Here is a 25467-nt window from a genome sequence, read left to right on the forward strand (position 1 = left end):
GCAGTCAGCAAGTGTAGATCTTATAAATACTGTCATTTCCTTCAGCCGTGGGCATACTTATTGGCTTTAGAAATCTGCTACAATATCGCCAATTTTCATATTGATCGTTTTTGATCTTGAGCACTGCGGTTCTGCAGTAGGTATTTTCCATGAGTTTTAAAGATGAGTTAGCGGCGCAGGTCGCTCAGCGACGTACATTCGCCATTATTTCCCACCCCGATGCCGGTAAAACCACCATGACAGAAAAGCTGCTGTTATGGGGGCAGGCGATTCAGGTTGCAGGTATGGTGAAAAGCCGTAAGTCTGACCGGGCCGCTACATCGGACTGGATGGAAATGGAAAAAGAACGTGGCATCTCGATCACGACCTCGGTGATGCAGTTCCCGTTCAAAGACAAGATGATCAACCTGCTCGATACCCCGGGACATGAAGATTTCTCGGAAGATACCTATCGTACCTTAACCGCCGTCGACTCGGCATTAATGGTGATTGATGGTGCAAAAGGGGTGGAAGACCGGACCATTAAATTGATGGACGTGTGTCGTATGCGCGATACACCGATTATTTCTTTTGTTAACAAAATGGACCGTGAAATCCGTGAGCCACTCGAGCTTCTGGATGAAATCGAAAACGTTCTGAAAATTAAATGTGTTCCGATCACCTGGCCATTGGGTACGGGGCGTGATTTTGCCGGTGTATTTAATTTAATCGAAGAAAAATTCTACATTTACAAAACCGGTTTTGGTTCAACCATTCCTACAATCGAAATACGTGATGGTTATGACTATCCGGATCTTCGTGAGAAAGTTGGTGAGCTGGCGTGGGCTGCATTTGAAGAATCACTTGAACTGGTGCAAATGGCCAATGAGCCATTGGATCGTGAAGAATTTCTGGCAGGCCGTCAAACGCCGGTATTGTTCGGTACAGCCTTAGGTAACTTTGGGGTTGACCATGTGCTGGATGCCTTCAGTCAATATGCACCGCCGCCGAAGGCCCATCCTACTCAGGCTCGTGTTGTCGAAGCTGATGAAGAAGGCTTTAGCGGTTTTGTCTTTAAAATTCAGGCCAATATGGACCCGAAACATCGTGACCGTATTGCATTCATGCGAATTTGTTCAGGTAAATATGAAAAAGGCCTGAAAATGAAGCATGTACGTCTGGATAAAGATGTGCGGATTAGTGATGCCTTAACCTTCCTGGCCGGTGACCGCCAGCATCTGGAAGAAGCGTGGCCGGGCGATATTATCGGACTGCATAACCACGGCACCATTCAGATTGGTGATACCTTTACTTCAGGTGAAAAGCTACAGTTCACAGGTATTCCGCACTTTGCACCGGAAATGTTCCGTCGTGTACGCTTAAAAGATCCTTTGAAATCGAAACAGTTGCAAAAGGGCCTGAAAGAGTTGTCTGAAGAAGGTGCAACACAGGTATTTATGCCACAGCATAATAATGACCTGATCGTGGGTGCAGTGGGCGTACTTCAGTTTGAAGTGGTGGCGTATCGTTTGAAAGAAGAATATAAAGTTGACTGTGTTTACGAACCCGTGAACATCAATACTGTTCGTTGGGTGTCTTGTGATGACGAGAAAAAATTTAACGAATTTAAGAAAAAGGCCCACGACCAGTTGTCAGTCGATGGCGGTGGTCACTTGACTTATCTTGCGCCAAGCCGAGTGAATTTACAGCTCATGCAAGAACGTTATCCGGACATCGTGTTCCATAATACGCGCGAACACTAAACTTTCAGGCATTCAAATATCGTCTAAAAATATCAAACAGCTTCTCCGGAAGCTGTTTTGTTTTATGTTACATTTAAACTATTCATAACCTGATAGATTGTTTAAAAATGAAGTTCAGCAAGGAAGCCGCCCTCGGTGCTGTCATTGGTTTAAGTCTTGTCCTGAGTGGCTGTGATAAAAGCGAAAAAGAACCGGAACTTGACCAGCCGGATGGAAAAACAACGCCAGTTAAGCAAAGTGCCAGTATTTTGCCTTACCTGAATATTCAAGAACAACCGGCCAAGATCGCCTTGCCATTTTGTGAAACCAAAAACTGTATCAATGTCGATATCCAGACTTTATATACGGCTGATCCATGGATGAATCACTGGATCGAAAAACAGCAGGCCAAGGTAATTCAGGATCAAATTGGCTTAAAACAGGATATGAGTTTACAACAGGCGATGAATGCCTATGTGAAAAAATCGGATGCCTGGCAGGCTCAACTCCAGCTCAATCAGGCTTATGAATTATCGCTGTATACCCGCATTCCCTATCAGCGTAATCAATATGTCTTGCTGCAAATTGGTATTGATAGTAAACAGGAAAATATCAGTGTGTATGAGCGCTATTATTTTTTTGTAGCCGATCGTCAACAACAAAAAATGCTGACCCCACTGGATATTATCGATCCCAAACAACAGTTGTTAATGGACAAGATCATTCAAACCGCTTATGAAAAATGGTTAAAGGACAATAATCACGAGGTTCAGCAGCAAGCACCGAAAAAACTGTATTGGGGGCAGGCTGAGTGGTTCTTCGATCAGGAAGGGATTGGTCTGCATTATCGCAGTCATGACATTAGCAAAGATGCCAAACAACTGGATATCTATTTAACAAAAGAACAAACACAACAGGTCTTGAAAGCCGAAGTCTATCGGAATATGTTCTAAAGGTCGTAATCCTCTCAGGATTAATTACACGTTTTGAAAAGGGTAATGAATGCCAAAATATAAGAATATTTTTTGTCTATCGATACTGGCATCCGCAGTTTTACTGAGTGCATGTCAGCCGAAGAGCAATGAGCCGAAAGAGCCGACTTCTCCTGAAGTGGTACAAACCGAGCCAGAAGTCCTGAAACTTAGTGGTGATACCGAAAAACTCAAGCTGGTGATTCCAGAGTGTGAGGGTAAAAACTGTCCGGAAATTTCGATTGAACGCCTGAACAGTAATCAGCGCTTTATTGATGAATGGATCGATCAGCAGATTTTGCAACAGTTAAAAAATATCCTGTCTGTCGATGCGATTGAGCCGGCAAAAGCCACTGCTGCCAGTGAAGCCGAAGTGGCTGCTTCTGAACCAAAAACAGCCTTGTCGACGGTCACTACACCAAAACAGCAGCTTGAGCAGCAAATTCAGCCTTCTATGCAGACCTTCTTGAATCTGGACAAGGAGCTCAAAGCACTGAGTGCCAGTCATAGCATTAGCCTGATGATTAAGCCCAAGATTCTGAATTCGGGTGATCCATTGGCGACTGTGGTGCTAAACAGTAGCCATTATCTGGGAGGTGCGCACGGAGCATCTGCACAGCGCTATTATAATTTTGATCTTGAACAGCAAACACTGGTCAAGCTGGATGACATTATTGCCGAGAAGCAAAAAGCCAAACTCGAAGCACAGGCGTATGAGGCTTTTAAAGTCTGGGTCATGGAGTCCAAGCTGGCAAAAGATGTCGCTGAATATGAACAGGCCTGGAAGTTCATACTGACCGATAATTTTTATCTGGCCAAAGAAGGTTTGATCTTACAATATGCCGAATATGAAATCGGACCTTATGTGGTGGGTTTGCCGCGCTTAATGATTCCTTATGCGCAGCTACAAGGCGTGCTAAAACCGCAATATCTGCCGCAAGCTGAAACAGCAGCCTCTGAGGCACAGCCAGCGTTAGCATCTAAAGCCGAATGAAGTTAAAACTGTTCGATACGCATACCCATTTTGATGTTCCCGATTTTGATCCTGATCGGGAACATCTGGCCTATGCGGCCAAAGCGGTAGGTGTGGAACATCTGGTTCTAATTGGCTTTTTGCAAAACCGCTTTCAGGATTTGTTAAAAACCCACCATTTTATCAACGGGTTGGAAAATGCACCGCATAGCCACTTGGCACCCGGCTTGCATCCGTTTTATATTGAACAGCATCAGGCTGAACATTTATATGATCTGGAGCAGCTACTTAGAAATGAACAATGCATTGCCATTGGTGAAATCGGTCTCGACACATTTTTAAAGCAGCATAAACAACCTGAAATTTTTCAAAAGCAGCAAGATTTTTTCGCTGCACAAATTGAACTGGCACAACAATTTGATAAGCCGATTTTGCTGCATATCCGTAAATCACATGCAGAAGTTTTACAAATTTTAAAACAGCATCAGTTTAAACAGGGTGGAATCGCACATGCCTTTGGCGGAGGTGTCGAGGAAGCCAAGGCTTTTGTCAAGTTGGGGTTTAAGCTTGGTGTTACTGGTCAGATTACCAATCCGAATGCCAGAAAACTGCATCAGGTGGTACAGGCAGTCGGTGCAGAACATCTGGTGCTGGAAACCGATTGTCCGGATATGACGCCGTTATGCTGTCAACAGTCAGGTGAGCAACGTACCCGCAATACACCTGCCAACTTGCCTTATGTACTGGAAGGTTTGGCACAAAGCTTAGGGCAAGATCAAGCCAAATTGGCACAGCAGCTCTGGCAGAATACCCATCAGGTTTTGAATTTGGCCGATGAATAATGCCGGTTTTTATTGCTCGGCTGTATCTGCTGTAATTTGGTATCTGTTAAAAAAAGATGCATTATGCAATTTCTAAAATGCCTCAGACTTGGCATCATGCATATATATTCTTTTAGGTGAGATTCACATGGCACAAGGACTTTTGGCGGGTAAGCGCTTCTTGATCGCGGGTATTGCGAGTAAATTATCCATTGCTTTTGGTATTGCTCAGGCATTACATCGTGAAGGTGCTGAATTGGCTTTTACTTATCCAAATGAAAAGCTGAAAAAGCGGGTAGATGACTTTGCTGAACAGTTTGGTTCAAAACTGGTTTTTCCTTGTGATGTGGCGGTAGATGCTGATATTGATAATGCATTTGCTGAGCTGGCGAAACACTGGGATGGTCTGGATGGCGTAGTGCATTCTATCGGTTTCGCACCGGCGCATACTTTGGATGGCGACTTTACCGAAATCACAGACCGCGAAGGTTTCAATATTGCACATGACATCAGTGCCTATAGCTTTATCGCGATGGCACGTGCGGCAAAGCCTTTGCTACAAGTTCGTCAAGGCTGCCTGTTAACGCTAACTTATCAAGGTTCTGAGCGCGTAATGCCGAACTATAACGTGATGGGTATGGCCAAAGCCTCTTTAGAAGCCGGTGTTCGTTATTTAGCTTCGAGCTTGGGTCAGGAAGGTATTCGTGTCAATGCCATCTCTGCGGGTCCAATCCGTACTCTGGCTGCTTCAGGCATTAAATCATTCCGTAAAATGCTCGACTTAAATGAAAAAGTTGCGCCATTAAAACGTAATGTAACGATTGAAGATGTCGGCAATGCAGCATTATTCCTGTGCTCGCCATGGGCCAATGGCATTACCGGTGAAATCCTGTATGTCGATGCCGGTTTCAATACCGTGGGTATGAGCGCTGATTTAATGGCGGATGCGGAATAAAAGTCTATTCTCTGCCGTGGGGGGAGAGTTCCTCCCTTTTTTAAAGGAAGGTTAGGAGGGATTATTTTTCTTTAATCTTGCTAAACCCTTTCTTTAAAAAAAGAGTAAATGAGCAAAATCCCCTCATTCCCCCTTTGATAAAGGGGGAATTCACTCAAGGCCATAAAAAAGACCGCATATGCGGTCTTTTTTAGATTTGCAGGACAGCGATTAAGCCTGACCATCTACAGCGGCAGTTTGTGCACGTTGCATATTGGCTTCAAATTCAGCATCGAAGTTGATTGGGGTAAGCAGCAACTGTGGGAAGCTACCTTTAGTCACCATATCATTCACTGCTTCACGCAGGAACGGGAACAGAATGTTCGGGCAGTATGCGCCCAGGATGTATGGAAGACGCTCTTCTTCAACGCCATCTACCAAGAAGATACCGGCTTGAGTCACGTCGACGATAAAAGCAGTATCACCTTCATTGGTCGCTTGAACAACGACTTTTAAAGCCACTTCAAAATGAGTTTCATCAATTTTTTCTGCAGAAGAAGAAAGATTGATGTTTAACTCAGGTTGCCATTGCTTGGTAAAAACTTGCGCCCCAGGAACCTCAAAAGAAATATCTTTGGTATAAATACGCTCTAATGCCAATTGTGGTTGAGCTTGTTGTTCTTCACTCATTCTTTGATCCTTAATATAAAGTGATGATTTTAATAGAATTAAGCCAGTAATTCATCGAGTTTGCCTTCACGCTCTAAAGCATAAAGCTGGTCGAAACCACCGATGAATTGATCCTTAATAAAAATTTGTGGCACAGTGCGGTGATTGGTACGCTGCATCAATTCAAGACGTACTTCAGGTGCTTCTTGAGATAGATTAATTTCTTTATATGCGACACCTTTACGCTCAAGCAACTGTTTTGCACGCACGCAATAAGGACACACAGTCGTTGAATAAACAATAACGTCAGCCATGATCAATCTCCTGTTCGTGGATTATTTGCTTTTCACCAAAGGTAAACCTTGGGCTTTCCAGTTGCTGATGCCGCCATCAAGACGGTATGCATCGGCATGACCCACTTGTTGTAGCGCAGTACCAGCCACCTGTCCAAGGTTGCAAATGAACACCAAAGGGCGATCAGATGCTTTCAGCTCTTCAACATGCTTTGTAATCTGGCTATATGGAATGTTACGGCTGCCGCTGATATGACCTTCACGGAAGTCTTTGGCATCCCGTAAATCAATCAGCATGGCATTTTTTGCTTTGACTAAAATTCCCAGCGACTGCGGAGAAATTTTACGACCGTTACGTTGACCTTCGATAATGAAGAACAAAACTACCAATACCGCGAGTGTTCCAAATAAGAAGGGGTGATTCCCCATAAACTCGAACCAACGTTCCACAATTCACCTAATTACAATTTTAAAATTGCCAAGAGTATAGCTCATAAATATGGTGATCAAAATCACCGCTTCAAGGGTTGAGGCACAAGAAAATTAATTTTTTTGCTGTGCTTCAGTGATTTCATCGATTAAACGCAAATAGCTGTCCAGTCGGCGCGGTAAAATTTCACCCGCACTCGCGGCCTGACGTAAAGCACATTGTTTTTCATGCTTATGCGTGCAGTTCCGGAACTGACAGTGTCCGAGCAGGTTTTCAATTTCAGGAAAACCGATTTGTACCTTATCTAAAGGCAGATGCCACAGGCCAAATTCACGAATTCCCGGAGAGTCGATCAGGGCAGCACCTTCACCAAAACCGATCAAGCGGGTTGAGGTGGTGGTGTGCTGACCGAGTGCCGAGTTTTCCGAAATAATATTGGTTTTCTGGGCTGCATCTGGCACGATCGCATTGATCAGCGTACTTTTACCGACACCCGATTGACCGACAAAAGCCACCGTTTCATTTTCCAGACGATTGGACAATACAGTCAGATCACCATCGGACTGGGTTTGCATTACTTCATAACCGAGGTCTTGATATTCTTGTAGCAGAGTCAGAATTGGATCGTTCTCTTTTAACAAATCGGCTTTGTTCATCACTAGAAGCGCAGGAATATCGGCATCGGCACAGGCCACCAGATAACGGTCGATCAGGCCCGGTGCTGGCTCAGGCAATGGTGCAAACACAATCACAATCAGTGAAATATTGGCCGCTACCGGTTTAACCTTGTGATAGCGGTCAGGACGGGTCAATAAGGATTTACGTGGATGAATCGCCGTAATAATTCCTAAACCGGTATTCGGATCGGCTTGCCATTTAACCCGGTCACCCGTGACCAGTAAATCCAGATTGGTTCGGGTATGACAGCGCCAGACGCTGCCTAGTTCAATTTCTTTCCAGAAAGGTTCAGGCTCACCATCGGCGACCACAGGTTTTTCAGGGTGAATGTCAGGAGTAGACAAAGCTTGCACTTCAAGTTGGCGGCCGTAGTGTTGCACTACCAAACCTTCCAGATCACTGGAGGTATCGAGATCTTCTTGACGTGTTTTCTGTTGTTTCTGAATGCGGCGCTGTTGTTGCTCTGTCAGACGACGCTTACGTATTAAGGCCATTCATATCCTAAAAAACCGGGTAAATCAGATGGCAAAAATAGCATGAAGCAGCCCCCGAATGACACCCAAGATGTAATTAATTTGCTACTATAGTTGTTTTTAAACCCAATAAGATTGCACATTTATGAGCAGCACCGCTGATACCCGCCTGATTTGGATTGACCTTGAAATGACAGGTCTAGACACAGACAATGACCAAATTATTGAAATTGCGACGATTGTAACCGATGACAATTTGAATATTCTGGCAGAAGGTCCTGTGCTTGCGGTGCATCAGCCTGCACGTCTGTTAAATGCCATGGATGAGTGGAACACTCGTCAACATGGTCAATCGGGTCTGATTGAACGGGTGCGTCGCAGTAAACTGACGGCTCAGGATGCAGAACAGCAAACCATTGAATTCCTGAAAAAATGGGTCAATCCAAAGTCATCCCCGATGTGTGGCAACTCGATCTGTCAGGATCGCCGTTTCTTGCATCGCCTGATGCCTGAGCTGGAGCAGTATTTCCATTACCGTAATCTGGATGTATCTTCAGTGAAAGAGCTGGCAAAACGCTGGCGTCCAGAAATTATGAGTGGTCTCAAGAAAAATGCTTCGCATCTGGCGATGGATGACATTCGTGATTCAATTGCCGAACTGAAATACTATCGTCAATATTTCTTTATCATGAATAAAGACTAAGTTTAGATGGATTGAAAGAGGCGCAAGCCTCTTTTTTTATGAGATTGATGCTTTTTTCTTTTGATATAAACTCTCAATCAGTTCAAATATCACCCAGGATATCAGTACCAAAATCAGATGGGTCTGGGTTTCATGGCGATCTAGGATCACATATCCGAATAGGCCTAAAATCAGCAAACGAATAAAAATACTCAGCGCATAGTTTTTCTGTTTTTGGCTACTGTAAAAATAAAAATGTAGAGTGATCAGGATAAAATTGAGAGCCAAAAGAGCATTGATCAGCACAGTGTTTGACTCCCATATTTAAAGTTTTATGTATGAATTTTATCCAATTATAAATGTTCCTGAATTTATCTTTCTGATTTTGCTGATAGATTTTGTATCAAAATTTTAGAAGCAGTAAAAAAATGCTGACTTTGCTAAAATAAGCCGTGATTTAACAGCTATTGATGACTTATGACTGAACTGCTTCAAGACGATGAATATGAGCGCCGCTTTGCGGGTGTTGCCAAAATTTATGGAGAAGACAGCTTCAGTCATTATGAAAAAAGTCATGTGATGGTGATTGGCATCGGTGGTGTCGGTTCTTGGGCAGTAGAAGCGCTGGCACGTAGCGGTGTGGGCGAGCTGAGTTTGGTCGATATGGATGTGGTGGCGGCATCCAATATTAATCGTCAATTGCCTGCCATGAGCACGACCTTGGGCCATGAAAAAATTGCAGTGATGGCCGAGCGTTGTCATGCCATTAATCCACGGATCAAGATTAATCTGATTGATGACTATCTGACGCCGGAAAATATCAAAGAAATTTTAGCAGGTAATCCTGATTTAATTCTCGACTGTATTGATGATGTGAAGGCCAAATTTGCCTTGATGCTGCATTGTCGCTTTAACAAGATTCCCTTGATTGTGTCGGGCGGGGCAGGCGGTAAACTGGATCCCCTGAAAATTCGTGTCGCAGACTTATCTAAAACCGAACAGGACCCGATGCTGGCCAAATTGCGTGCCCAGTTACGCGGCAAAGGTATTTGTAAAAAACCTAAAGAAAAATTCGGCATTACCTGTGTCTATTCAATCGATAATCCGTTCTCGAGTGCCGATGTCTGTGCCAGTGCCGGCTTGCGCTGTGGTGGTTATGGCTCTGCCGTGGTGGTGACATCAAGCTTTGCCATGGTCGCTGTGGCAGAAGGCTTGAAGAAGCTGGATAGTAAAAGAGCAAAAGCCTGATTTACAAAATAAAAAGCACAAGATATGTGCTTTTTTTGAGACGGCGTTTAGAATGAAAGGATTCATTTGCAGAACAAAAATAATGTTTTGGAGCAGTTATGTGGTTCTTGCTGGTATTGATTTTGGGGATAGGGGCTTTGGGAATCTGGATGTGGAAACGTCCGGATCCGGTGAAACGTGATCAGGCCAAAGCTGTGCAGCATGATCTATGGATTGAGCAGCTTGATGCACAGCTCAAGCATGCGGCGCGCTTGAGTTCAGATCCTGAACATCCGAATTATGCACGCGCCTATCAGATTTACCAGAATCTTGCCCAGCAACAGGAAATTCCACAGGCTTATGTCGGCATGGGGCTGATGCATTTGCAGGGTCTGGGACATGCGCAAAATACGGAAACAGCCATCAGTTATCTCGATAAAGCCTTTCATCTGGGCAGTGATGACGCAGCTTATCATCTGGGGCAGATTCATGAGGAGCAACGCTATCAAATGGCTGACCCGGAAAAGGCGCTGTACTGGTACCGACATGCCGTAGCCCGTGGCAATCTGGATGCCCAGTACCGCATCACTGAACTTTCTTCCACTACAGAAACAAATCCAGAAGAGAAGAACGCTGAACAGCAGCGCTTGGCCTTACTCATTCAAAATGCCGGGCAGGGACATAGCAATTCGCAGTATCAACTGGCGCAGTATTATTTAACAGATTCAGCGGCTCAAGATTTGGTTCAGGGAATTCATTATCTGTTTTTAGCTGCGCAGCAAGATCATCTGGCTGCCAATCAGCAGATCGCCGATGATTATGCGCGTGGACAGAGGCTGCCCCAAGACCAGACTCAAGCCCTGCAATTTATTAAACGCTGTATCAGTCTTGGTGATCAAAAAGGTCTCTATGATTATTATGCTGGCGTACTGCAAGGCCGTATCGATACCGACCAGCGTCAGCGCGTGTTCCAGCATTTGATGCAGCAGTCCAAAGAACATGCCGATGTGCATTCCAAGACTTTAATTGGACTGGCTTATTTTCATGGCTGGTATGTCGATAAAAATGAAACCATGGCGTTTCGTTACTGGTCTGAAGCTGCCAATACTCAGCATCCGCCCGCTTTATGCATGATTGCCGCGCTGTATTTTGAACAGCATCTAGTGGCTTATGAGCCGCAAAAGGCATTTGAATTATATCAGGCAGCATTTCAGCTCAGTTCCGATGATGCTTATGCACAAATGGGTCTGGCACTGTGTTATTTAAATGGCATCGGTACTGTAAAAGACACAGCCAAAGCCACCCGCATGATTCAGGCAGTGGCCCAGCAATACTGGCAGATCGAGGCTCAGTCTGAGGCAGATTTAATTTATGTGGTCGGGCGTTTTTATAGTCTGGCGGAATATCCATTGCCGACACGCGACAAAGCCACTCAATATCTGAATCAGGCGGTTGCGAAAGGCTCCAAGGAAGCAGCCTGGTTCCTGTATCAGGCTCTGTCAGGTCTTTATCCGGTCTTTATCCTTAATCCAGAGCAGGCCAATCGTTATCTGCATCAGGCTGCACAACTGGGACATGCACAGGCACAGGCAGAATTGGGCTTGGAGTATCTTAAAGGAAAACAGATTGCGCAGGATATTGCCTTAGGTTTGAGCTATCTGCAAAAAGCGGCTGCTCAGCAGAATAGTGTGGCACTGAATGCGCTGGGGGAAGCGTTTGAAAATGGCATAGGCACTGAGGCAAATATCGAACAGGCGGTAGAGTATTACCGTCAGGCGGCAGCGCAGGTCAATGCCGATGCTTATAGTCATCTGGGACGTTTATATACCAAGGGAATTGGGGTGGAACGCGATATTGGAGTCGCGCGGGACTGGCTGGAAAAAGGCAGTTTGCTCGGGCATGAGCGATCAACTGAATTATTGAAAAATGTGCATGCCTATTTGCAAATGAAGTAATTTTTATTGACATCACGCAATATAAAAAACCGCTGTTAGACAGCGGTTTTTTTATGGTTCAAGCTTTGTTTAAGGTAATTGCTGGATTGGACTGCCACCTAATGCCTGCATTAAAGTCACATAGGCATTGTACTGGTTCTGTCGGGTTTGTACCAAAGACAGCCGTGCATTCCGTGTGGTTTCCTGCGCATCTAGCAGGTTCTTTAACGCCACCGCGCCATTACGATAACGTACTTCAGTCAGACGTTCGGTACGTTCAGCCAGTTCGACATTACGTTGCTGCAAAGTGACTTGCTTACTGATTTCAGTCCGGTTCGATAAGGCATTTTCCACATCGGCAAAGGCTTCATACATGGTCTGGCGATATTGCATAATCGCTTTTTCATATTCCAGCTCATTGACTTGCAGATCACGTTTCATGTCATTCCATTGCAGGAAGGGCAAGGTCAGACCCGCACCTAAAGTCGCCACCGGATTCTTCAACGCATTTGAAAGCGAGGTACTGCTGCCAATACCTGTGGTCAAATTCCCAGTCAGACTGATTGAAGGATAATAACTGGCTTTGTTGGCATCCTTATTGGCCAGCGCTTTACGCAAACGTAGTTCAGTCGCTTGGAGGTCGGGACGACGGGACAATAAACTCGCGGGTAAGTCGGCCTGAATACTCGGTAATTGAATATTCGGTAAACGGCTTGGCTCCTGAATAGAAAGCTGTTGTACTGGCATATGCAGCAATACTGCGAGGCCGGTACGCGTTTCCACCCGTTGCTGCTCAATCTGGCTTAAGGTGGCTTGCTGGCTTTGAATCGCCTGTTCGGCCTGGGTTAAATCTAGACCGGACACCGCACCGGCACGATATTGTACCTGCACCAGATCATAGGTTTTTTGCGCCGTTGCCAGATTTTGCTGTACCACGCTATAACGCTCATTTAAATAAGCCAATTGCCAGTAAAGCTGTGCCGTGGTGCCAATCAGGCTCTGCGCTGTCGCCTGTAAGTCCTGTGCAGATGCCAAGGCTTCCCAGCGCGCCGCTTCAGTCTGATTGGCCAGTTTGCCAAACAGATCCAGTTCATAGCTTAAGCCCGGATAGCCCAGTGAAAGACCCGTCGAAGCATTGCTGCCACCCTCCAGATCAAAACGCTGGCCCGTTGAAATTCGTGCATCACCGACACGGACGCCTTGCTGGCTTTGTGCCTGTCTGGCCTGAATGCGCGCCTGCTGTAAACTGATGCCAGCCACCGCCAGATCTGTATTCTGCGCCAGCACTTGATCGACCAAACTGTTCAATTGAGGATCTTTAAATAAGGTCCACCATTGATCTGCCAGAATGTCGGCATGGATCTGCTGACTTAAAACCTTATTATTTTGAAAGTTGCCCGGCATATTGATCGCAGGCTGCTCATAAGGTGTTTTTACCACTGCCGCACAACCGGTCAGCGAGCTTCCCAGCAACAGGGCACTGGCAAGCTTGGTTAAATTCATTTGCATATCAGGTTCCTTATTCGCGAGAAAGCGCATCGACTGGATTCAGACGAGCGGCATTACGTGCCGGGATAAAGCCAAACACAATTCCAATCAGGCTTGAGCAGACAAAGGCAGCTACAATCGAAGTGGTTGAATAGGCCATCTGGAAAGTACCGCCAGCAAAGTGGGTAATTAGCTGGCCAATCCCGAGCGAGAGCAGCACCCCCAAAATACCGCCTAAAATACACACCAGCACTGCTTCAATCAGGAATTGCTGCAAAATATCACTTTGGCGTGCACCTACTGCCATACGTACCCCAATTTCCTGAGTACGTTCAGTCACGGACACCAGCATGATATTCATCACCCCGATCCCGCCGACCACCAGTGAAATCACCGCAATCGCCGAAATTAAAAGCGTCATAGTCGCTGTGGTCTGCTGAATGGTTTCACGAATACTGTCGGCATTCTGGGTAAACACGTCCTGCGCGCCATGGCGCTGTACCAACAGGTTTAAAATTGCATTTTCAGCCGCCGCACTTGGGTATTCATCCTTAATCCGCACAATGATGCTGCGAACGTTAGATTGCCCCAGCATACGACTCATCACGGTAGAATACGGCAGGTAGACATTCAGGCTGTCATTATTGCCCATCATGCCTTTTTGTGCATCAATCACCCCGATAATCCGGCTCGGGACGCTACCGAGTAAAATCACCTGTCCCACCGGATTAGTACCATCTTTAAAGAAGGTATTTTTGGTATTGGTGTCAATGACAACATCTTGTGCCTGTTGCATGACGCTACTGCGGTCAAAGGGCTGACCGGACTGGAAAGTCATGCCACGCACATAGAAGAAATCTTCACTGACGCCATTGACCGTGGTTGAGGCTTCAATTTCTTTATAACGGCCGGTAACACTGCTGTTCACAGAGGGACTGACGCCATCGACATACGGTTGTTCGGCCAGTGCATCGGCATCGGCCGGAATCAGGGTTTTGGACTGAGAAGATCTGGAATTGTCCCCAAAGCCTCGACCCTGAAATACGGTAATGGTATTGGTGCCCAGACTGCTGATATTTTCCAGAATCTGTTTTTGTGAGCCATTGCCCAGTGCGACCACCGAGACCACCGAAGCGATACCGATAATGATTCCGAGCATGGTCAGGAAAGTCCGCATGCGATGCGCATTCATGGCCAGCAATGCCATGCGGAAGGCTTCACCGAGACGGTCAACCGCAGAACGCCATGAAGAAATCTTCTTTTGTTGATTACGGATCAGCGGCTGCTTTTCCAGATGGTCTTCGGCTTCAGGCACATTCGGCTGATCGGAAATGATATTTCCGTCTGAAATTTCAATGATTCGTGTTGCGTTTTTTGCCACATTATGATCATGCGTAACCAGAATGATGGTATGACCCTTGGCATTCAGTTCGCGCAAAATACGCATCACTTCAATACCGCTGTTCTTGTCTAAGGCACCTGTCGGCTCATCGGCCAGAATCACATCACCGCCATTCATCAGTGCACGGGCAATTGACACACGTTGCTGTTGACCGCCTGACAGTTGACTCGGACGATTCTGGGTTTTTTCACCCAGACCCAGATCGGTCAGAATTTTGACCGCACGCGCATGCCGTTCCGATGAATCTGCACCCGCATAAATGGCAGGGACTTCGACATTGCCTGCTGCGTTTAAATCGCCGAGCAGGTGATAACGCTGAAAAATAAAGCCGAAATATTCACGACGTAACTGCGCCAGTTCATCTGCTTCCAGTTCCCGGGTTTCACGGCCTTTGACCTTGTAGCTGCCGGTGGTCGGTTTATCCAGACAACCCAGAATATTCATCAGGGTTGATTTGCCCGAACCGGACTGGCCGACAATCGCCACCAGTTCACCCGGATAAATCTCCAGATTCACCCCTTTTAAAATCTGGACTGTGCCCTCACCCGCAGGGAATTCACGTACCAGATTTTTCACCTCGAGCAGAGGCTGTTGTTGTGAATTCATGCTTACATTCTCATTGGGCCACGGCTATTACCACCGCGTTTTGCTGCATCATTGGAAGTATCAGAACCATCGGCAATCACCACCTGATCACCACGTTTTAAACCTTTCAGCACTTGTGCAGTGGCACGGTTATTCAAACCGATCAGCACAGGGGTTGGTTTTGCAGTACCATCGGCTTGCAAGACACGAACCATGGCACGTTGCGCTTTGCCTTGTTCAATCAGAGCAATTTCAGCGTCAGACAGATTTAGGCGGGCAGGGCGTTCAGCGGCAGGACGATTGCCTTGAGACGATTCAGTTTCAGGACGTGCTGCTGGATTAGCTTCGCTACGGGAACCTTCTCCGCGAGAACCTTCATCCCGATTGGCACGTGCCGGACGATTTGAGCTCTGAATCGCAGCGGCTGGAATGGTCAGCACATTTTTAGCTTCATCCAGCACGATATAAACTTGCGCCGTCATATCAATACGCAGTTTGCCGTCTTCATTTGGCACATCAAATAAAGCGTTGTAATACACCGCAGAACTTGACGATGAACCAGATGTATTTGAATCGGTATTAATCGAATTGGGTGCAGGTTCAACCTGACGCAGTTTGGCGTAAATCTTTTTCTCGTTATTGCCCAGTGTGGTGAAATAAACGGTTTGGCCTTCTTCCACTTTCATCACATCTGCTTCAGAAATTTCTGCTTTGATGGTCATGGTGTCGAGCTTGGCCAGTTTCACAATGGTCGGTGCACTTTGATTGGCATTCACGGTTTGACCTTCTTCGGTCACAATCGCCACAATCGTGCCATCCATCGGTGCCACAATCTGGGTATAACCCAAGTCTTCTTTGGCAGTTGCCAAGGTCAGGCGCGACTGTTCGATCTGTGCATTGATTGCCGTGATATCGGCCTGAGCCGTTTTATAACTGGCAAATGCAGATTCCAGCTCTGAACGGGAAGTTGCATCCTGTGCATACATGGCTTTCTGACGATTGTATTCAGCTTCAACTTTGGCCAGATTCGCCTGTCTCACTGCAAGCTGTGCCATCTGGTTTTTAATGCTGGCTTCAGCAGTTTTTAAATCATTTTCCTGACGAACAGAATCAATTCGTGCAATCAGCTGACCCTGTTTAACCTGATCACCGAGTTCCACATACATTTGTCTCACCTGGCCAGAAACCTGGGCACCTACGCTGACCATTTTGGTGGCTTCTAAAATACCGGTCGCCAGTACAGAACTTTCAATATCACCCTGTGTTACTTCAGCAGTAATATACTGTGGCGGCTGTTCTTTAGGTTTGAGGAAATACCACCCCGCAGCGATTAACACAATGGCAATCACGGCGGCCATAATTAGTTTCGTCGGTTTTATTTTTGGCATATTGAGTACGAATTCGGATCAAAGATAGGGATTGATTATAAAAGCGAAATTGGGATAAATCGTGAATTTTTTGAATTATAATGAGAATTATTTTCTATTGGCTGATTTCTGAAAATATCGTCCATACAGACCATTTTAAAATGCTCCATGAATTGCTTGTTCTGACATTGATAACAGGATTTGACCCTCTATAGATAACATCGATCCTATTTAAAAGATCATCAGGTGACTCTTGAATAAAATGATCACTGTCCCCAACAGTATTTTTTCAATCAAAGCGCTGCACAAATAAAATCGAGTGTGAATCAATAAAGACATAAGACCAAACATACTAGATTTGTTGTGTGATATTTGTTTTAAGGCTGTTTCTGGCTTAATTTTCCTCCCTCTAGTCCAGAGAGCAAAAACCAGTTGAAAATTAAGTAGAAAAAAAAATTAAAAACCCATGTTTTATATATGGATTTAAATAAATAAAGCTTGTAAGATTTAATTCCATAAAAAAATTATGGTTTTACCACTTAAGAAGAAAACGCACATTTATTGTGCAAAAATAATACAACTTTGCTCGCAACATTGATGAGGGTTTAACGATGGAATGGAATGAAAGCTATAATATTGGAATCGACGTAATCGATAATCAGCACCGTCAAATTTTAGATTATATCAATGCTTTGGAGCAGGTAAAAAGCACAGGAGATCGCGATCGAATCAAAGAGGTCTTGGAGGATTTAATCGATTATACCCAGTCACATTTCAGCTTTGAAGAAAACCTGCTGGAACAGGTCAGTTATCAATACCTACCTTCGCATCGCGGTATACATGAATTATTTGTGAAACGACTCAATGATTATCGTCTCAAGTTCGAGAAGGGAGAATCGATTGAAAATGATTTATATCGTTTATTGTCCAAATGGCTGATCAATCATATTCAACATGATGATCAGGACTATGTCGATGCAGTGCGCGATAATATGTTGAGTTATTTACGTGCTCAGGAAAGCAAAAAAGCAAGGGCTGGTTTGCACGTTTCTTTGGTTAAGCACTCGGCGCTAAAAATAAGCGTTGACCGCACATTTCAGCAATGGCCTGTAAGATGAGATGTTCAGGGTTCTCTTTGGACATTCCTTTAATGGCTGCATCAATACGGATTAACAGCTGGGGCCAGCTCAAAAAGCGTTGTGGGCTGAGACGGCGTAAAGCTTGCTGATATAGCCCGACTTTGGTTTTCCAGATTCCAATTTGCAAGGCATTTTGCGGCTGTTCAAACAGTTGCATCAACAGACGCATTTCCTTGCTCAGGCTCCATAAGATCAGGCTCATCGGTTCACCTGAAGCGACCAGATACTGGAAAATCTTGATCGATTGCGAGAGATTGCCTTGCAGCAGGGCATCACTCAAATCATAGGTGCTATAGCGTGATTGATCCTGTAAGCAGGCATATAAATGATCAATCTGAATCACATCAACTTCTGCAAAGGTGTCACTGACCCGCATCAGGCTGTTTTTGGCTGCCAGCAAGTTGTGCTCATGATGCTGTTCCAGCCATTGCCAGGCATCATGGGCCAGTTTAATCCCCAGTTTCTCTGCTTCAACTGCCAAAATTTGCTGACGATCGCGTGGATAATTTGCAGTAAGCGCAACGCAGACACCATTGGCCTCAACCGTCTGGAAGAAGCTGGATTTGAGGCTGCTCGCATCTTGCTTGGGCATAACGACCAATAGCAGATTATCACTGTCTTGTTGTAAATAGCTTTTCAGCAGTTTGAGGCTACTGGCATCTGGTTTGATATTGCCATGCACTTCAACTGCCAGTTGGGTTGAGAACAATGACAAACTGTTCAATGCATTAAAGACATTTTTCCACTCAGAAACTGAACTGACATCATAACGTTGACGTTCGATATCTTTGGCTTGCCAATGTGCGCGAAAGGCATCGATCAGGTTTTGTTCTAGCAAAGGCTCTTGACCATGCAAGACCCAGGCACCGCGAGCTTCATCGACACGTTTTAGGGCTTGCAGATAGTCAAGTTTCATAAGGCGTTCTTATTGAGCAGGTTGCGCTGGGGTATTTTGTTTGGCCAAGGGGAGGCGGTTCGATGAAATCTGACGCGCGATCTGCTGTGCCACATCATCAATAATCACCTGATTCAAAAACTTTTGTTCCTGGTCATCAGTGTTGACTGTTTCAATGTCATATTGATAAGTACGCGTTGCCACCACAGTGCGTGGTTCGGTCACCGGATTGCCTTGCGCATCTTCAATGCGGAAGGTTACATTTAAACGCAGCAAGGTTTCTACCAGCTTGCCGTTTAATTCTAAGCGGCGCGGCGTGTAATCGAGAACACGCAATACATAAGCATTAGGTGCATTACTTAGCTGTACGCCTGCAGCACCGAGGTAAACTGCCAGTTTTTCTTGCAGTTCTTCAGTATTGGGCGGTAAAGACAGGCTCATGACAGAGTAAGCAACAGGTGCGGAGCTCGGATTGGTTCCTTTCAGATGAAAACCACAGCCGACTAAGCCTGCACTCAGACCACAAGTTAAAACAATTGCTGCTAAACGTTTGCCCAAATGCATGTGTTGCCCTCTATGCTTCCCGAAGGGGAATATTTGAAATCCTGAACTGGATTGTAAAGTCAAAGCCCGTTGGCTGGCAACGGGCTTTGTTTGGGAATTGTGAAATCCTTTTGTTCCCTCATCCTAACCTTCTCCCAGAGGGAGAAGGAAATTTCCCTCTCCTTCTAGGAGAGGGTTAGGGAGAGGTGGATTCTTAAACCACCAAATTCACTAATTTATTCGGTACCACAATTTCTTTCTTGGTTGGGCCAGTCAAGAATTGTTGAACTTCAGGCAATGCTTTGGCTTGCGCCAAAATATCATCTTTAGAAGCATCGACTGATACTTCTAACTTACCACGGAGTTTACCGTTGACTTGAACCACAATCGTTTGTGTATTACGTGTCAGCGCAGATTCATCTACCGCAGGGAATAAAGTTGAATTCAATTCAATCCCAAATTCAGCCAATAAAGTCTGGCTTAAATGCGGTGCAAATGGTGCAAGTAAAGTTAACAGCGTGGTAATCGATTCACGTGCAACAGCAACGTCATTGTCATCTTGGGCTTCAAACTTGTTGTTCGCGTTTAGAAGTTCCATCAATGCAGCAATCGCAGTGTTAAATGCATGACGACGTTCGATGTCATCACCGACTTTTTGGATGGTTTCGTGAGTTTTACGACGTAGGTCTTGCGCAGCCGTTGAAAGAGCAGTTTTGTCGATGCTGGCAGCAGTATTCGCTTTTTCAAGGAAGCCTGTTGCTAAACGCCATACACGTTTCAGGAAGCGGTTTGCACCTTCAACACCGGCATCAGACCATTCAAGTGATTGATCAGGTGGAGCCGCGAACATCATGAACACACGTGCCGTATCTGCGCCATACTGGTCAATAATTGATTGCGGGTCGATACCGTTATTTTTCGATTTCGACATTTTTTCCTGACCGCCAACCACAACTTCCTGGCCATCTTCTTTATATTTGGCAGAAAGCACACGGCCTTTTTCGTCTTTTTCAAGTTCGATATCCGCCGGGTTAAACCAGGTTTTCTTGCCAGATTCAGCTTCACGATAGAAGGTATCTGCTAGCACCATACCTTGAGTAAGCAGATTGGTGAATGGTTCATTGCCTTGTACCACGCCTTCATCACGCATCAATTTGTGGAAGAAGCGTGCATATAACAAATGTAGAATTGCGTGTTCAACACCACCGATGTATTGGTTCACAGGCAACCAGGTTTGACCCGCTTCAGGTTTCACCATACCATCGGTAAAGTCTGGAGATGCATAACGTGCATAGTACCAAGATGATTCCACGAAGGTATCCAGCGTATCTGTTTCACGACGTGCGTCGCCACCACAACATGGACAAGTCGTTTCATAGAACTCAGGCATTTTGTTCAGTGGGTTACCTGAACCATCTGGAACAACGTCAGTCGGAAGAACCACAGGAAGTTGATCTTCTGGCACTGGTACCTGACCACAGGTGTTACAGTTGATCATTGGAATTGGACAGCCCCAATAACGCTGACGAGATACACCCCAGTCACGTAAACGGAATTGAACTTTAGAACTTGCCAGGCCTGTTGGTTCTAATTTAGCAAGGAATGCATCGTATGCACCCTGGAAATCCAAACCGTCAAATTCGCCTGAATTAATCAGTTTACCTTCTTTAGAGCCGTACCATTCTTGCCATTGAGTTGCATTAAAGTCCGCATCGTCTGCGCCTTTGGTATCAATCACTTGCTTGATGGTCAGGCCATATTTGTTGGCAAATTCGAAGTCACGTTCATCGTGTGATGGAACCGCCATCACCGCACCAGAACCATAAGACATCAATACATAGTTGGCGATCCAAACCGGAACTTCCTCGCCAGTCACAGGATGCTTCACAGAAAGACCGGTTGCCATGCCTTTCTTTTCAGCAGTCGCAAGATCCGCTTCTGCCACAGAACCCATACGGCATTCTTCAATGAATGCAGCCAATTCTGGGTTTGTTTCAGCCGCTTTCAGCGCCATCGGGTGTTCTGCTGCAACTGCAACATACGTTACACCCATTAAGGTATCGGCACGAGTAGTGAATACCGTTAAACCGTCTGCATAGATTTCTGGATTTGCTGAAGGGAAAGTAATATCCATCCCTTGTGAGCGACCAATCCAGTTACGCTGCATGGTCAAGACCTGTTGTGGCCAGCCATCTTTAAGCGTGTCTAGGTCGTCAAGTAACTCTTGCGCATAATCGGTAATGCGGAAGTAGTACATTGGAATATCACGTTTTTCCACCAATGCGCCTGAACGCCAGCCGCGACCATTTTCAACCTGTTCGTTGGCAAGAACAGTCTGATCCACTGGATCCCAGTTCACTGTAGAAAGTTTACGGTAGATCAGGCCTTTTTTATAAAGCTGAACAAATAACCATTGTTCCCAGCGATAGTATTCAGGGGTACAGGTCGCAAATTCACGATCCCAATCTACTGCAAGACCGAGTTTTTTTAACTGGTCGCGCATGTAGGCGATATTTTCGAAAGTCCATTTTGCTGGTGCAACCTGATGTGCAATCGCTGCGTTTTCAGCAGGTAGACCGAAAGCATCCCAACCCATTGGTTGCAGGACCGTTTCACCTTTTAAGCGATGAAAACGGCTGATCACGTCACCAATCGTATAGTTACGCACATGACCCATATGCAGCTTGCCACTTGGGTAAGGGAACATCGAGAGAATATAACGACGAGGACCTTCTACTTTGTCGGCAACTTTAAAGGCTTTGCGAGATTCCCAATCCTGTTGGACTTGAGGCTCAATCGCACTGGCTTGATATTCGGAATCAATGTGAGTAGTCATAAACGTATCAGTGAATTACGGTGAAAAAAGTCTGTTGCACAGCATAGCGCAAAATGCACCTAAAAGTGAATTTTGCGCCGGCATTTCCCGAAGAAAAAACACGCTGTTCTATATGGAGGTGTCTTATAAAGCGACTGCACGATTTTTAGATTGCTGCAAGGCTTCGTTGGCTTCACGTTGTTGCTGGTCCTGATTCGCAGGAACTTGAGGGGCTTGTTGCTGTTTTTCTTGTGCTGTGTTCTCGGTTTGAACTTCAGTTTCAGCCATTCTAGGTGATGTCGGTGCTGAATTTTTCCAGCCATAAGTATCCACTGTGGTGGCTTTTTTTGCAGATTTCGGCGGTGGCGTCTTGGTATAATGCGTGACGCCTTTCGCATCGACCCATTTATGATACTGGATCGCTGAAGCACTGCTGCTACAGATGCCCAGAGAAATTGCACAACTCAGACTTAAGGCAGTTAAAAAAGATATTTTCATTGTTTTTGAGCCTCTGTGTTCTAGCCATAAAATACTACAAAACATTGTAGTGATTTTCACAGTAAAAATAATGAATTTTTATCCGCTCTATTCATGATTAAGGGTCGAACAGCTTCTGCATCTCGTTTGTAGAAGTGGTGAGCAAATTTTCAGACACAAAATTTATTGATAAACAACTTCACTGGATTTATTAAAAATTCATTCATTTTTTTTATATAAGACATGCTAAAAATTTATAAAATTAAATATATAAGTTTATGAATTTTATTGGATTAAATATTATTAGATTAATTCTTTATTACTGTCCTTGCTCTAGATCGCTGTTAAAAACAGCAAATCAGGTGTTTTTAAGCGCATATTGCCTGTTTTTTAAACTTGACTTTAAAGCCTGAAAACACAAGAATGCTGCAATAGTTTTATATGCCTTAATCGATCACCCTTCGACTAAGTGTCATTTCATGCAGTGGGCGATTTCTCTAGCCGAGAAATTGAACAAAGCTAAGCAAAATATGTTTATCCCAACATGTTTTAGGTCTTGTATTGCTCGAACAGCCAAGAGATCAGATTTTTTTCCTATTGCTATGAAAACTATGAAATTTGTGTGCTATAACAGTGCAGACAGTTAACAAATGAAACACTGCAAATGCCTCCCATTTGTGCAGTGTCATAATATTAGGGTGAATCACGTTGGAACTTCTATCTGGTGGTGAAATGCTTGTTCGCGCATTAGCGGACGAAGGCGTTGAACATGTTTTTGGATATCCAGGCGGCGCAGTTCTTCATATTTATGATGCGCTATTTCAACAAGACAAAATCAATCATTACCTCGTACGTCACGAACAAGCTGCCGGTCACATGGCGGATGCTTACTCACGCGTTACAGGTAAGACCGGTGTGGTGTTGGTGACCTCAGGTCCGGGCGCAACCAATACGGTAACGCCAATTGCAACGGCCTATATGGACTCAATCCCGATGGTGATTTTGTCAGGTCAGGTTGCGAGTCATCTGATTGGTGAAGATGCATTCCAGGAAACCGATATGGTCGGCATTTCACGTCCAATCGTGAAGCATAGTTTCCAGGTGCGTCATGCCAGCGAAATTCCTGCAATCATCAAAAAAGCATTCTATATCGCGTCATCTGGTCGTCCAGGCCCTGTCGTAATCGATATTCCTAAAGATGCGACCAATCCTGCAGAAAAATTTGCTTACGAATACCCGGAAAAAGTGAAGATGCGTTCGTATCAGCCACCGTTTCGTGGTCACTCAGGTCAAATTCGTAAAGCGATTGAAGAATTAGTCAATGCTAAGCGCCCAGTAATTTACTCGGGTGGTGGTGTGGTTCAAGGCAATGCATCTGCACAATTGACAGAGCTTGCGCATTTATTGGGCTATCCGGTAACCAATACCTTAATGGGCTTGGGCGCATTCCCGGGTGATGATGAACAGTTCATCGGTATGCTCGGTATGCACGGTACTTATGAAGCCAACATGACCATGCACAATGCAGATGTGATTCTGTGTGTAGGCGCGCGCTTCGATGACCGTGTCACCAACAATCCGGCAAAATTCTGCCCGAATGCCAAAGTGATTCATATTGACATCGACCCGGCGACGATTTCAAAAACCATTATGGCGCACATTCCAATTGTCGGTGCGGTAGAGCCGGTATTGACTGAAATGTTGAACCAGTTGAAACAGCTCAATGTTTCCAAGCCAAATCCTGAAGTGATTGCGGCATGGTGGTCTCAGATTAATGAATGGCGCAAAGTGCATGGCGGTCGTTATGCAGCAGGTGTTGATGGTGTGATGAAGCCACAACAAGTGGTTCAGGTATTGGATAAAGTGACCAATGGCGAAGCGATCATTACTTCGGACGTAGGCCAGCATCAAATGTTTGGTGCGATGTATTACAAATACAAGCGTCCGCGTCAATGGATCAACTCAGGTGGCCTAGGCACCATGGGTGTAGGTTTGCCTTATGCGATGGCTGCGAAGCTTGCCTTCCCGGATCAACAGGTGGTGTGTATTACGGGTGAAGCGTCGATTCAGATGTGTATCCAAGAGCTTTCGACCTGTAAGCAATATGGCTTGAACGTAAAAATCTTGTGCCTGAATAACCGTGCTTTAGGTATGGTGAAACAATGGCAGGACATGAATTACGAAGGTCGTCATTCTAGCTCTTATGTAGAGTCACTGCCTGACTTTGCCAAGTTGATGGAAGCGTATGGTCACGTCGGTATTCAGATTGATCATGCCGATGAGCTTGAGTCGAAACTTGCAGAAGCGATGGCAATTAACGACAAGTGCGTATTTATTAACGTCATGGTTGATCGTACTGAGCATGTTTATCCGATGTTGATTGCAGGTCAATCGATGCAAGATATGTGGTTAGCAAAAGGGGAGCGCACAGCATGAGACATATCATCTCTGTACTTGTTGAAAATGAAGCAGGTGCGCTTTCCCGTTTAGTGGGCTTATTCTCACAGCGTGGCTACAACATCGAAACATTAAACGTTGCGCCAACTGAAGATCCAACACTTTCTCGTTTGACTTTGACCACTTATGGCGATGATCACAAGATTGAGCAAATCACCAAGCAATTGAACAAACTGGTTGAAGTGGTGAAAGTGGTTGACCTGTCTGAAGGTGCTCACATTGAGCGTGAACTGATGCTGATCAAAGTCAAAGCACTGGGTTCATCTCGCGACGAAATTAAGCGTACGGCAGATATTTTCCGTGGTCAGATTGTCGATGTAACACCAACGACTTATACCATTCAAATTGCAGGTACGACTGAAAAAGTTGATGCATTTATTGATGCACTTGCAGAACACACCATTTTAGAAGTGGTTCGTTCAGGTGTTTCAGGTATCGCGCGCGGCGAAAAAGTTTTAACCATCTAATTTAAATATTTCCTCATCCTAATAAG

At 45.2% G+C, this 25467-nt stretch carries 22 protein-coding genes and 1 pseudogene; 11 read left to right on the plus strand and 12 right to left on the minus strand.

The genetic code is table 11. The features are described 5' to 3' along the window. The first annotated feature begins 149 nt into the window (after window positions 1-149). The 5 genes from GVV58_RS06870 to GVV58_RS06890 all read left to right on the plus strand — a co-directional run bounded on the left by GVV58_RS06870 (window position 150) and on the right by GVV58_RS06890 (window position 5441). Entirely contained in the window at window positions 150-1742 is a 1593-nt protein-coding gene (locus tag GVV58_RS06870; RefSeq protein ID WP_005095608.1) for a peptide chain release factor 3, read from the plus strand. Window positions 1743-1849: 107 nt separating this feature from the next. Continuing rightward, on the plus strand, window positions 1850-2674 hold the full coding sequence (locus GVV58_RS06875) for a hypothetical protein (protein ID WP_159516228.1): 825 nt from the start codon (window positions 1850-1852) through the stop codon (window positions 2672-2674). Between the two features lie 49 nt (window positions 2675-2723). Continuing rightward, a complete protein-coding gene (locus GVV58_RS06880) occupies window positions 2724-3686 on the plus strand; it encodes an RsiV family protein (protein ID WP_005172733.1) in 963 nt (320 codons plus the stop codon). Next, complete coding sequence (locus GVV58_RS06885; RefSeq protein ID WP_159516229.1) at window positions 3683-4507, plus strand: TatD family hydrolase; 825 nt, start codon at window positions 3683-3685, stop codon at window positions 4505-4507. The genes GVV58_RS06880 and GVV58_RS06885 overlap by 4 nt, the downstream gene beginning before the upstream one ends. Window positions 4508-4634: 127 nt before the next feature. Next, window positions 4635-5441 (plus strand): enoyl-ACP reductase, encoded by an 807-nt coding sequence (locus GVV58_RS06890; protein WP_005095616.1) that lies wholly within the window; start codon window positions 4635-4637, stop codon window positions 5439-5441. 210 nt (window positions 5442-5651) lie between these two features. On the opposite strand, the gene secB is transcribed toward GVV58_RS06890, so the two are convergent. The 4 genes from secB to rsgA all read right to left on the minus strand — a co-directional run bounded on the left by secB (window position 5652) and on the right by rsgA (window position 7984). Further along, window positions 5652-6110 (minus strand): protein-export chaperone SecB, encoded by a 459-nt coding sequence (gene secB, locus GVV58_RS06895; RefSeq protein WP_004278389.1) that lies wholly within the window; start codon window positions 6108-6110, stop codon window positions 5652-5654. A 38-nt stretch (window positions 6111-6148) separates the two neighbouring features. After that, a complete protein-coding gene (grxC, locus tag GVV58_RS06900; RefSeq protein ID WP_100329331.1) occupies window positions 6149-6406 on the minus strand; it encodes a glutaredoxin 3 in 258 nt (85 codons plus the stop codon). 18 nt (window positions 6407-6424) lie between these two features. After that, on the minus strand, window positions 6425-6832 hold the full coding sequence (locus GVV58_RS06905; protein ID WP_005095619.1) for a rhodanese-like domain-containing protein: 408 nt from the start codon (window positions 6830-6832) through the stop codon (window positions 6425-6427). 93 nt (window positions 6833-6925) lie between these two features. Next, window positions 6926-7984 carry a ribosome small subunit-dependent GTPase A gene (gene rsgA, locus GVV58_RS06910; RefSeq protein WP_005095621.1) on the minus strand — a complete coding sequence of 353 codons (1059 nt, stop codon included), beginning with the start codon at window positions 7982-7984 and terminating at the stop codon, window positions 6926-6928. 124 nt (window positions 7985-8108) lie between these two features. On the opposite strand from rsgA, the gene orn reads away from it, so the two are divergent. Beyond that, entirely contained in the window at window positions 8109-8666 is a 558-nt protein-coding gene (gene orn / locus GVV58_RS06915; RefSeq protein ID WP_004278381.1) for an oligoribonuclease, read from the plus strand. Window positions 8667-8702: 36 nt separating this feature from the next. Here the strand turns inward: orn and GVV58_RS15635 are convergent, their stop codons facing one another. Further along, a complete protein-coding gene (locus GVV58_RS15635; protein WP_005095625.1) occupies window positions 8703-8951 on the minus strand; it encodes a hypothetical protein in 249 nt (82 codons plus the stop codon). Between the two features lie 171 nt (window positions 8952-9122). On the opposite strand from GVV58_RS15635, the gene GVV58_RS06920 reads away from it, so the two are divergent. Further along, complete coding sequence (locus GVV58_RS06920; protein ID WP_005172727.1) at window positions 9123-9893, plus strand: tRNA threonylcarbamoyladenosine dehydratase; 771 nt, start codon at window positions 9123-9125, stop codon at window positions 9891-9893. Window positions 9894-9991: 98 nt separating this feature from the next. Then, window positions 9992-11827, plus strand: a complete 1836-nt coding sequence (locus tag GVV58_RS06925; RefSeq protein WP_159516230.1) for a tetratricopeptide repeat protein — start codon at window positions 9992-9994, stop codon at window positions 11825-11827. Window positions 11828-11896: 69 nt separating this feature from the next. Here the strand turns inward: GVV58_RS06925 and GVV58_RS06930 are convergent, their stop codons facing one another. From GVV58_RS06930 to GVV58_RS06940, 3 genes are read right to left on the minus strand one after another with little or no spacing between them, the layout of a single operon-like run. Continuing rightward, complete coding sequence (locus GVV58_RS06930; RefSeq protein WP_159516231.1) at window positions 11897-13315, minus strand: efflux transporter outer membrane subunit; 1419 nt, start codon at window positions 13313-13315, stop codon at window positions 11897-11899. 10 nt (window positions 13316-13325) lie between these two features. Then, window positions 13326-15302 carry a MacB family efflux pump subunit gene (locus GVV58_RS06935; protein WP_005172717.1) on the minus strand — a complete coding sequence of 659 codons (1977 nt, stop codon included), beginning with the start codon at window positions 15300-15302 and terminating at the stop codon, window positions 13326-13328. Between the two features lie 2 nt (window positions 15303-15304). Next, window positions 15305-16669, minus strand: a complete 1365-nt coding sequence (locus GVV58_RS06940) for a MacA family efflux pump subunit (protein WP_159516232.1) — start codon at window positions 16667-16669, stop codon at window positions 15305-15307. Window positions 16670-17259: 590 nt separating this feature from the next. Here GVV58_RS06940 and GVV58_RS06945 point away from each other — a divergent pair. Next, window positions 17260-17708, plus strand: a pseudogene (locus tag GVV58_RS06945) (bacteriohemerythrin). On the opposite strand, the gene holA reads toward GVV58_RS06945, so the two are convergent. The 4 genes from holA to GVV58_RS06965 all read right to left on the minus strand — a co-directional run bounded on the left by holA (window position 17705) and on the right by GVV58_RS06965 (window position 22538). Further along, window positions 17705-18703, minus strand: a complete 999-nt coding sequence (holA, locus tag GVV58_RS06950) for a DNA polymerase III subunit delta (protein ID WP_005095645.1) — start codon at window positions 18701-18703, stop codon at window positions 17705-17707. The pseudogene GVV58_RS06945 and the gene holA sit on opposite strands and share 4 nt — an antisense overlap. 9 nt (window positions 18704-18712) lie before the next feature. Then, a complete protein-coding gene (locus GVV58_RS06955) occupies window positions 18713-19246 on the minus strand; it encodes a hypothetical protein (RefSeq protein ID WP_005095647.1) in 534 nt (177 codons plus the stop codon). A 193-nt stretch (window positions 19247-19439) separates the two neighbouring features. Beyond that, window positions 19440-22061: a leucine--tRNA ligase gene (leuS, locus tag GVV58_RS06960; protein WP_159516234.1), complete on the minus strand. Its 2622-nt coding sequence runs from the start codon at window positions 22059-22061 to the stop codon at window positions 19440-19442. Between the two features lie 123 nt (window positions 22062-22184). Further along, the gene (locus GVV58_RS06965) at window positions 22185-22538 is read right to left on the minus strand and encodes a DUF4124 domain-containing protein (RefSeq protein WP_100329234.1); all 354 of its coding nucleotides are present in this window, start codon (window positions 22536-22538) and stop codon (window positions 22185-22187) included. A gap of 687 nt (window positions 22539-23225) precedes the next feature. Here GVV58_RS06965 and GVV58_RS06970 point away from each other — a divergent pair. Then, window positions 23226-24953: an acetolactate synthase 3 large subunit gene (locus GVV58_RS06970; RefSeq protein WP_034608751.1), complete on the plus strand. Its 1728-nt coding sequence runs from the start codon at window positions 23226-23228 to the stop codon at window positions 24951-24953. After that, the gene (gene ilvN, locus GVV58_RS06975; protein ID WP_004813125.1) at window positions 24950-25441 is read left to right on the plus strand and encodes an acetolactate synthase small subunit; all 492 of its coding nucleotides are present in this window, start codon (window positions 24950-24952) and stop codon (window positions 25439-25441) included. The genes GVV58_RS06970 and ilvN overlap by 4 nt, the downstream gene beginning before the upstream one ends. Window positions 25442-25467: the final 26 nt, after the last annotated feature.

Source organism: Acinetobacter sp. 18QD2AZ41W, assembly GCF_009829025.1.
Taxonomy (GTDB): domain Bacteria; phylum Pseudomonadota; class Gammaproteobacteria; order Pseudomonadales; family Moraxellaceae; genus Acinetobacter; species Acinetobacter pseudolwoffii.

Excerpts from the sequence above, each read along its gene's own strand:
- GVV58_RS06870 (WP_005095608.1), top strand. The coding sequence starts at position 150 with ATGAGTTTTAAAGATGAGTTAGCGGCGCAGGTCGCTCAGCGACGTACA.
- GVV58_RS06875 (WP_159516228.1), top strand. The coding sequence starts at position 1,850 with ATGAAGTTCAGCAAGGAAGCCGCCCTCGGTGCTGTCATTGGTTTAAGT.
- GVV58_RS06880 (WP_005172733.1), top strand. The coding sequence starts at position 2,724 with ATGCCAAAATATAAGAATATTTTTTGTCTATCGATACTGGCATCCGCA.
- GVV58_RS06885 (WP_159516229.1), top strand. The coding sequence starts at position 3,683 with ATGAAGTTAAAACTGTTCGATACGCATACCCATTTTGATGTTCCCGAT.
- GVV58_RS06890 (WP_005095616.1), top strand. The coding sequence starts at position 4,635 with ATGGCACAAGGACTTTTGGCGGGTAAGCGCTTCTTGATCGCGGGTATT.
- secB (WP_004278389.1), bottom strand. The coding sequence starts at position 6,110 with ATGAGTGAAGAACAACAAGCTCAACCACAATTGGCATTAGAGCGTATT.
- rsgA (WP_005095621.1), bottom strand. The coding sequence starts at position 7,984 with ATGGCCTTAATACGTAAGCGTCGTCTGACAGAGCAACAACAGCGCCGC.
- orn (WP_004278381.1), top strand. The coding sequence starts at position 8,109 with ATGAGCAGCACCGCTGATACCCGCCTGATTTGGATTGACCTTGAAATG.
- GVV58_RS06920 (WP_005172727.1), top strand. The coding sequence starts at position 9,123 with ATGACTGAACTGCTTCAAGACGATGAATATGAGCGCCGCTTTGCGGGT.
- GVV58_RS06925 (WP_159516230.1), top strand. The coding sequence starts at position 9,992 with ATGTGGTTCTTGCTGGTATTGATTTTGGGGATAGGGGCTTTGGGAATC.
- GVV58_RS06930 (WP_159516231.1), bottom strand. The coding sequence starts at position 13,315 with ATGCAAATGAATTTAACCAAGCTTGCCAGTGCCCTGTTGCTGGGAAGC.
- GVV58_RS06935 (WP_005172717.1), bottom strand. The coding sequence starts at position 15,302 with ATGAATTCACAACAACAGCCTCTGCTCGAGGTGAAAAATCTGGTACGT.
- GVV58_RS06940 (WP_159516232.1), bottom strand. The coding sequence starts at position 16,669 with ATGCCAAAAATAAAACCGACGAAACTAATTATGGCCGCCGTGATTGCC.
- holA (WP_005095645.1), bottom strand. The coding sequence starts at position 18,703 with ATGAAACTTGACTATCTGCAAGCCCTAAAACGTGTCGATGAAGCTCGC.
- GVV58_RS06955 (WP_005095647.1), bottom strand. The coding sequence starts at position 19,246 with ATGCATTTGGGCAAACGTTTAGCAGCAATTGTTTTAACTTGTGGTCTG.
- leuS (WP_159516234.1), bottom strand. The coding sequence starts at position 22,061 with ATGACTACTCACATTGATTCCGAATATCAAGCCAGTGCGATTGAGCCT.
- GVV58_RS06965 (WP_100329234.1), bottom strand. The coding sequence starts at position 22,538 with ATGAAAATATCTTTTTTAACTGCCTTAAGTCTGAGTTGTGCAATTTCT.
- ilvN (WP_004813125.1), top strand. The coding sequence starts at position 24,950 with ATGAGACATATCATCTCTGTACTTGTTGAAAATGAAGCAGGTGCGCTT.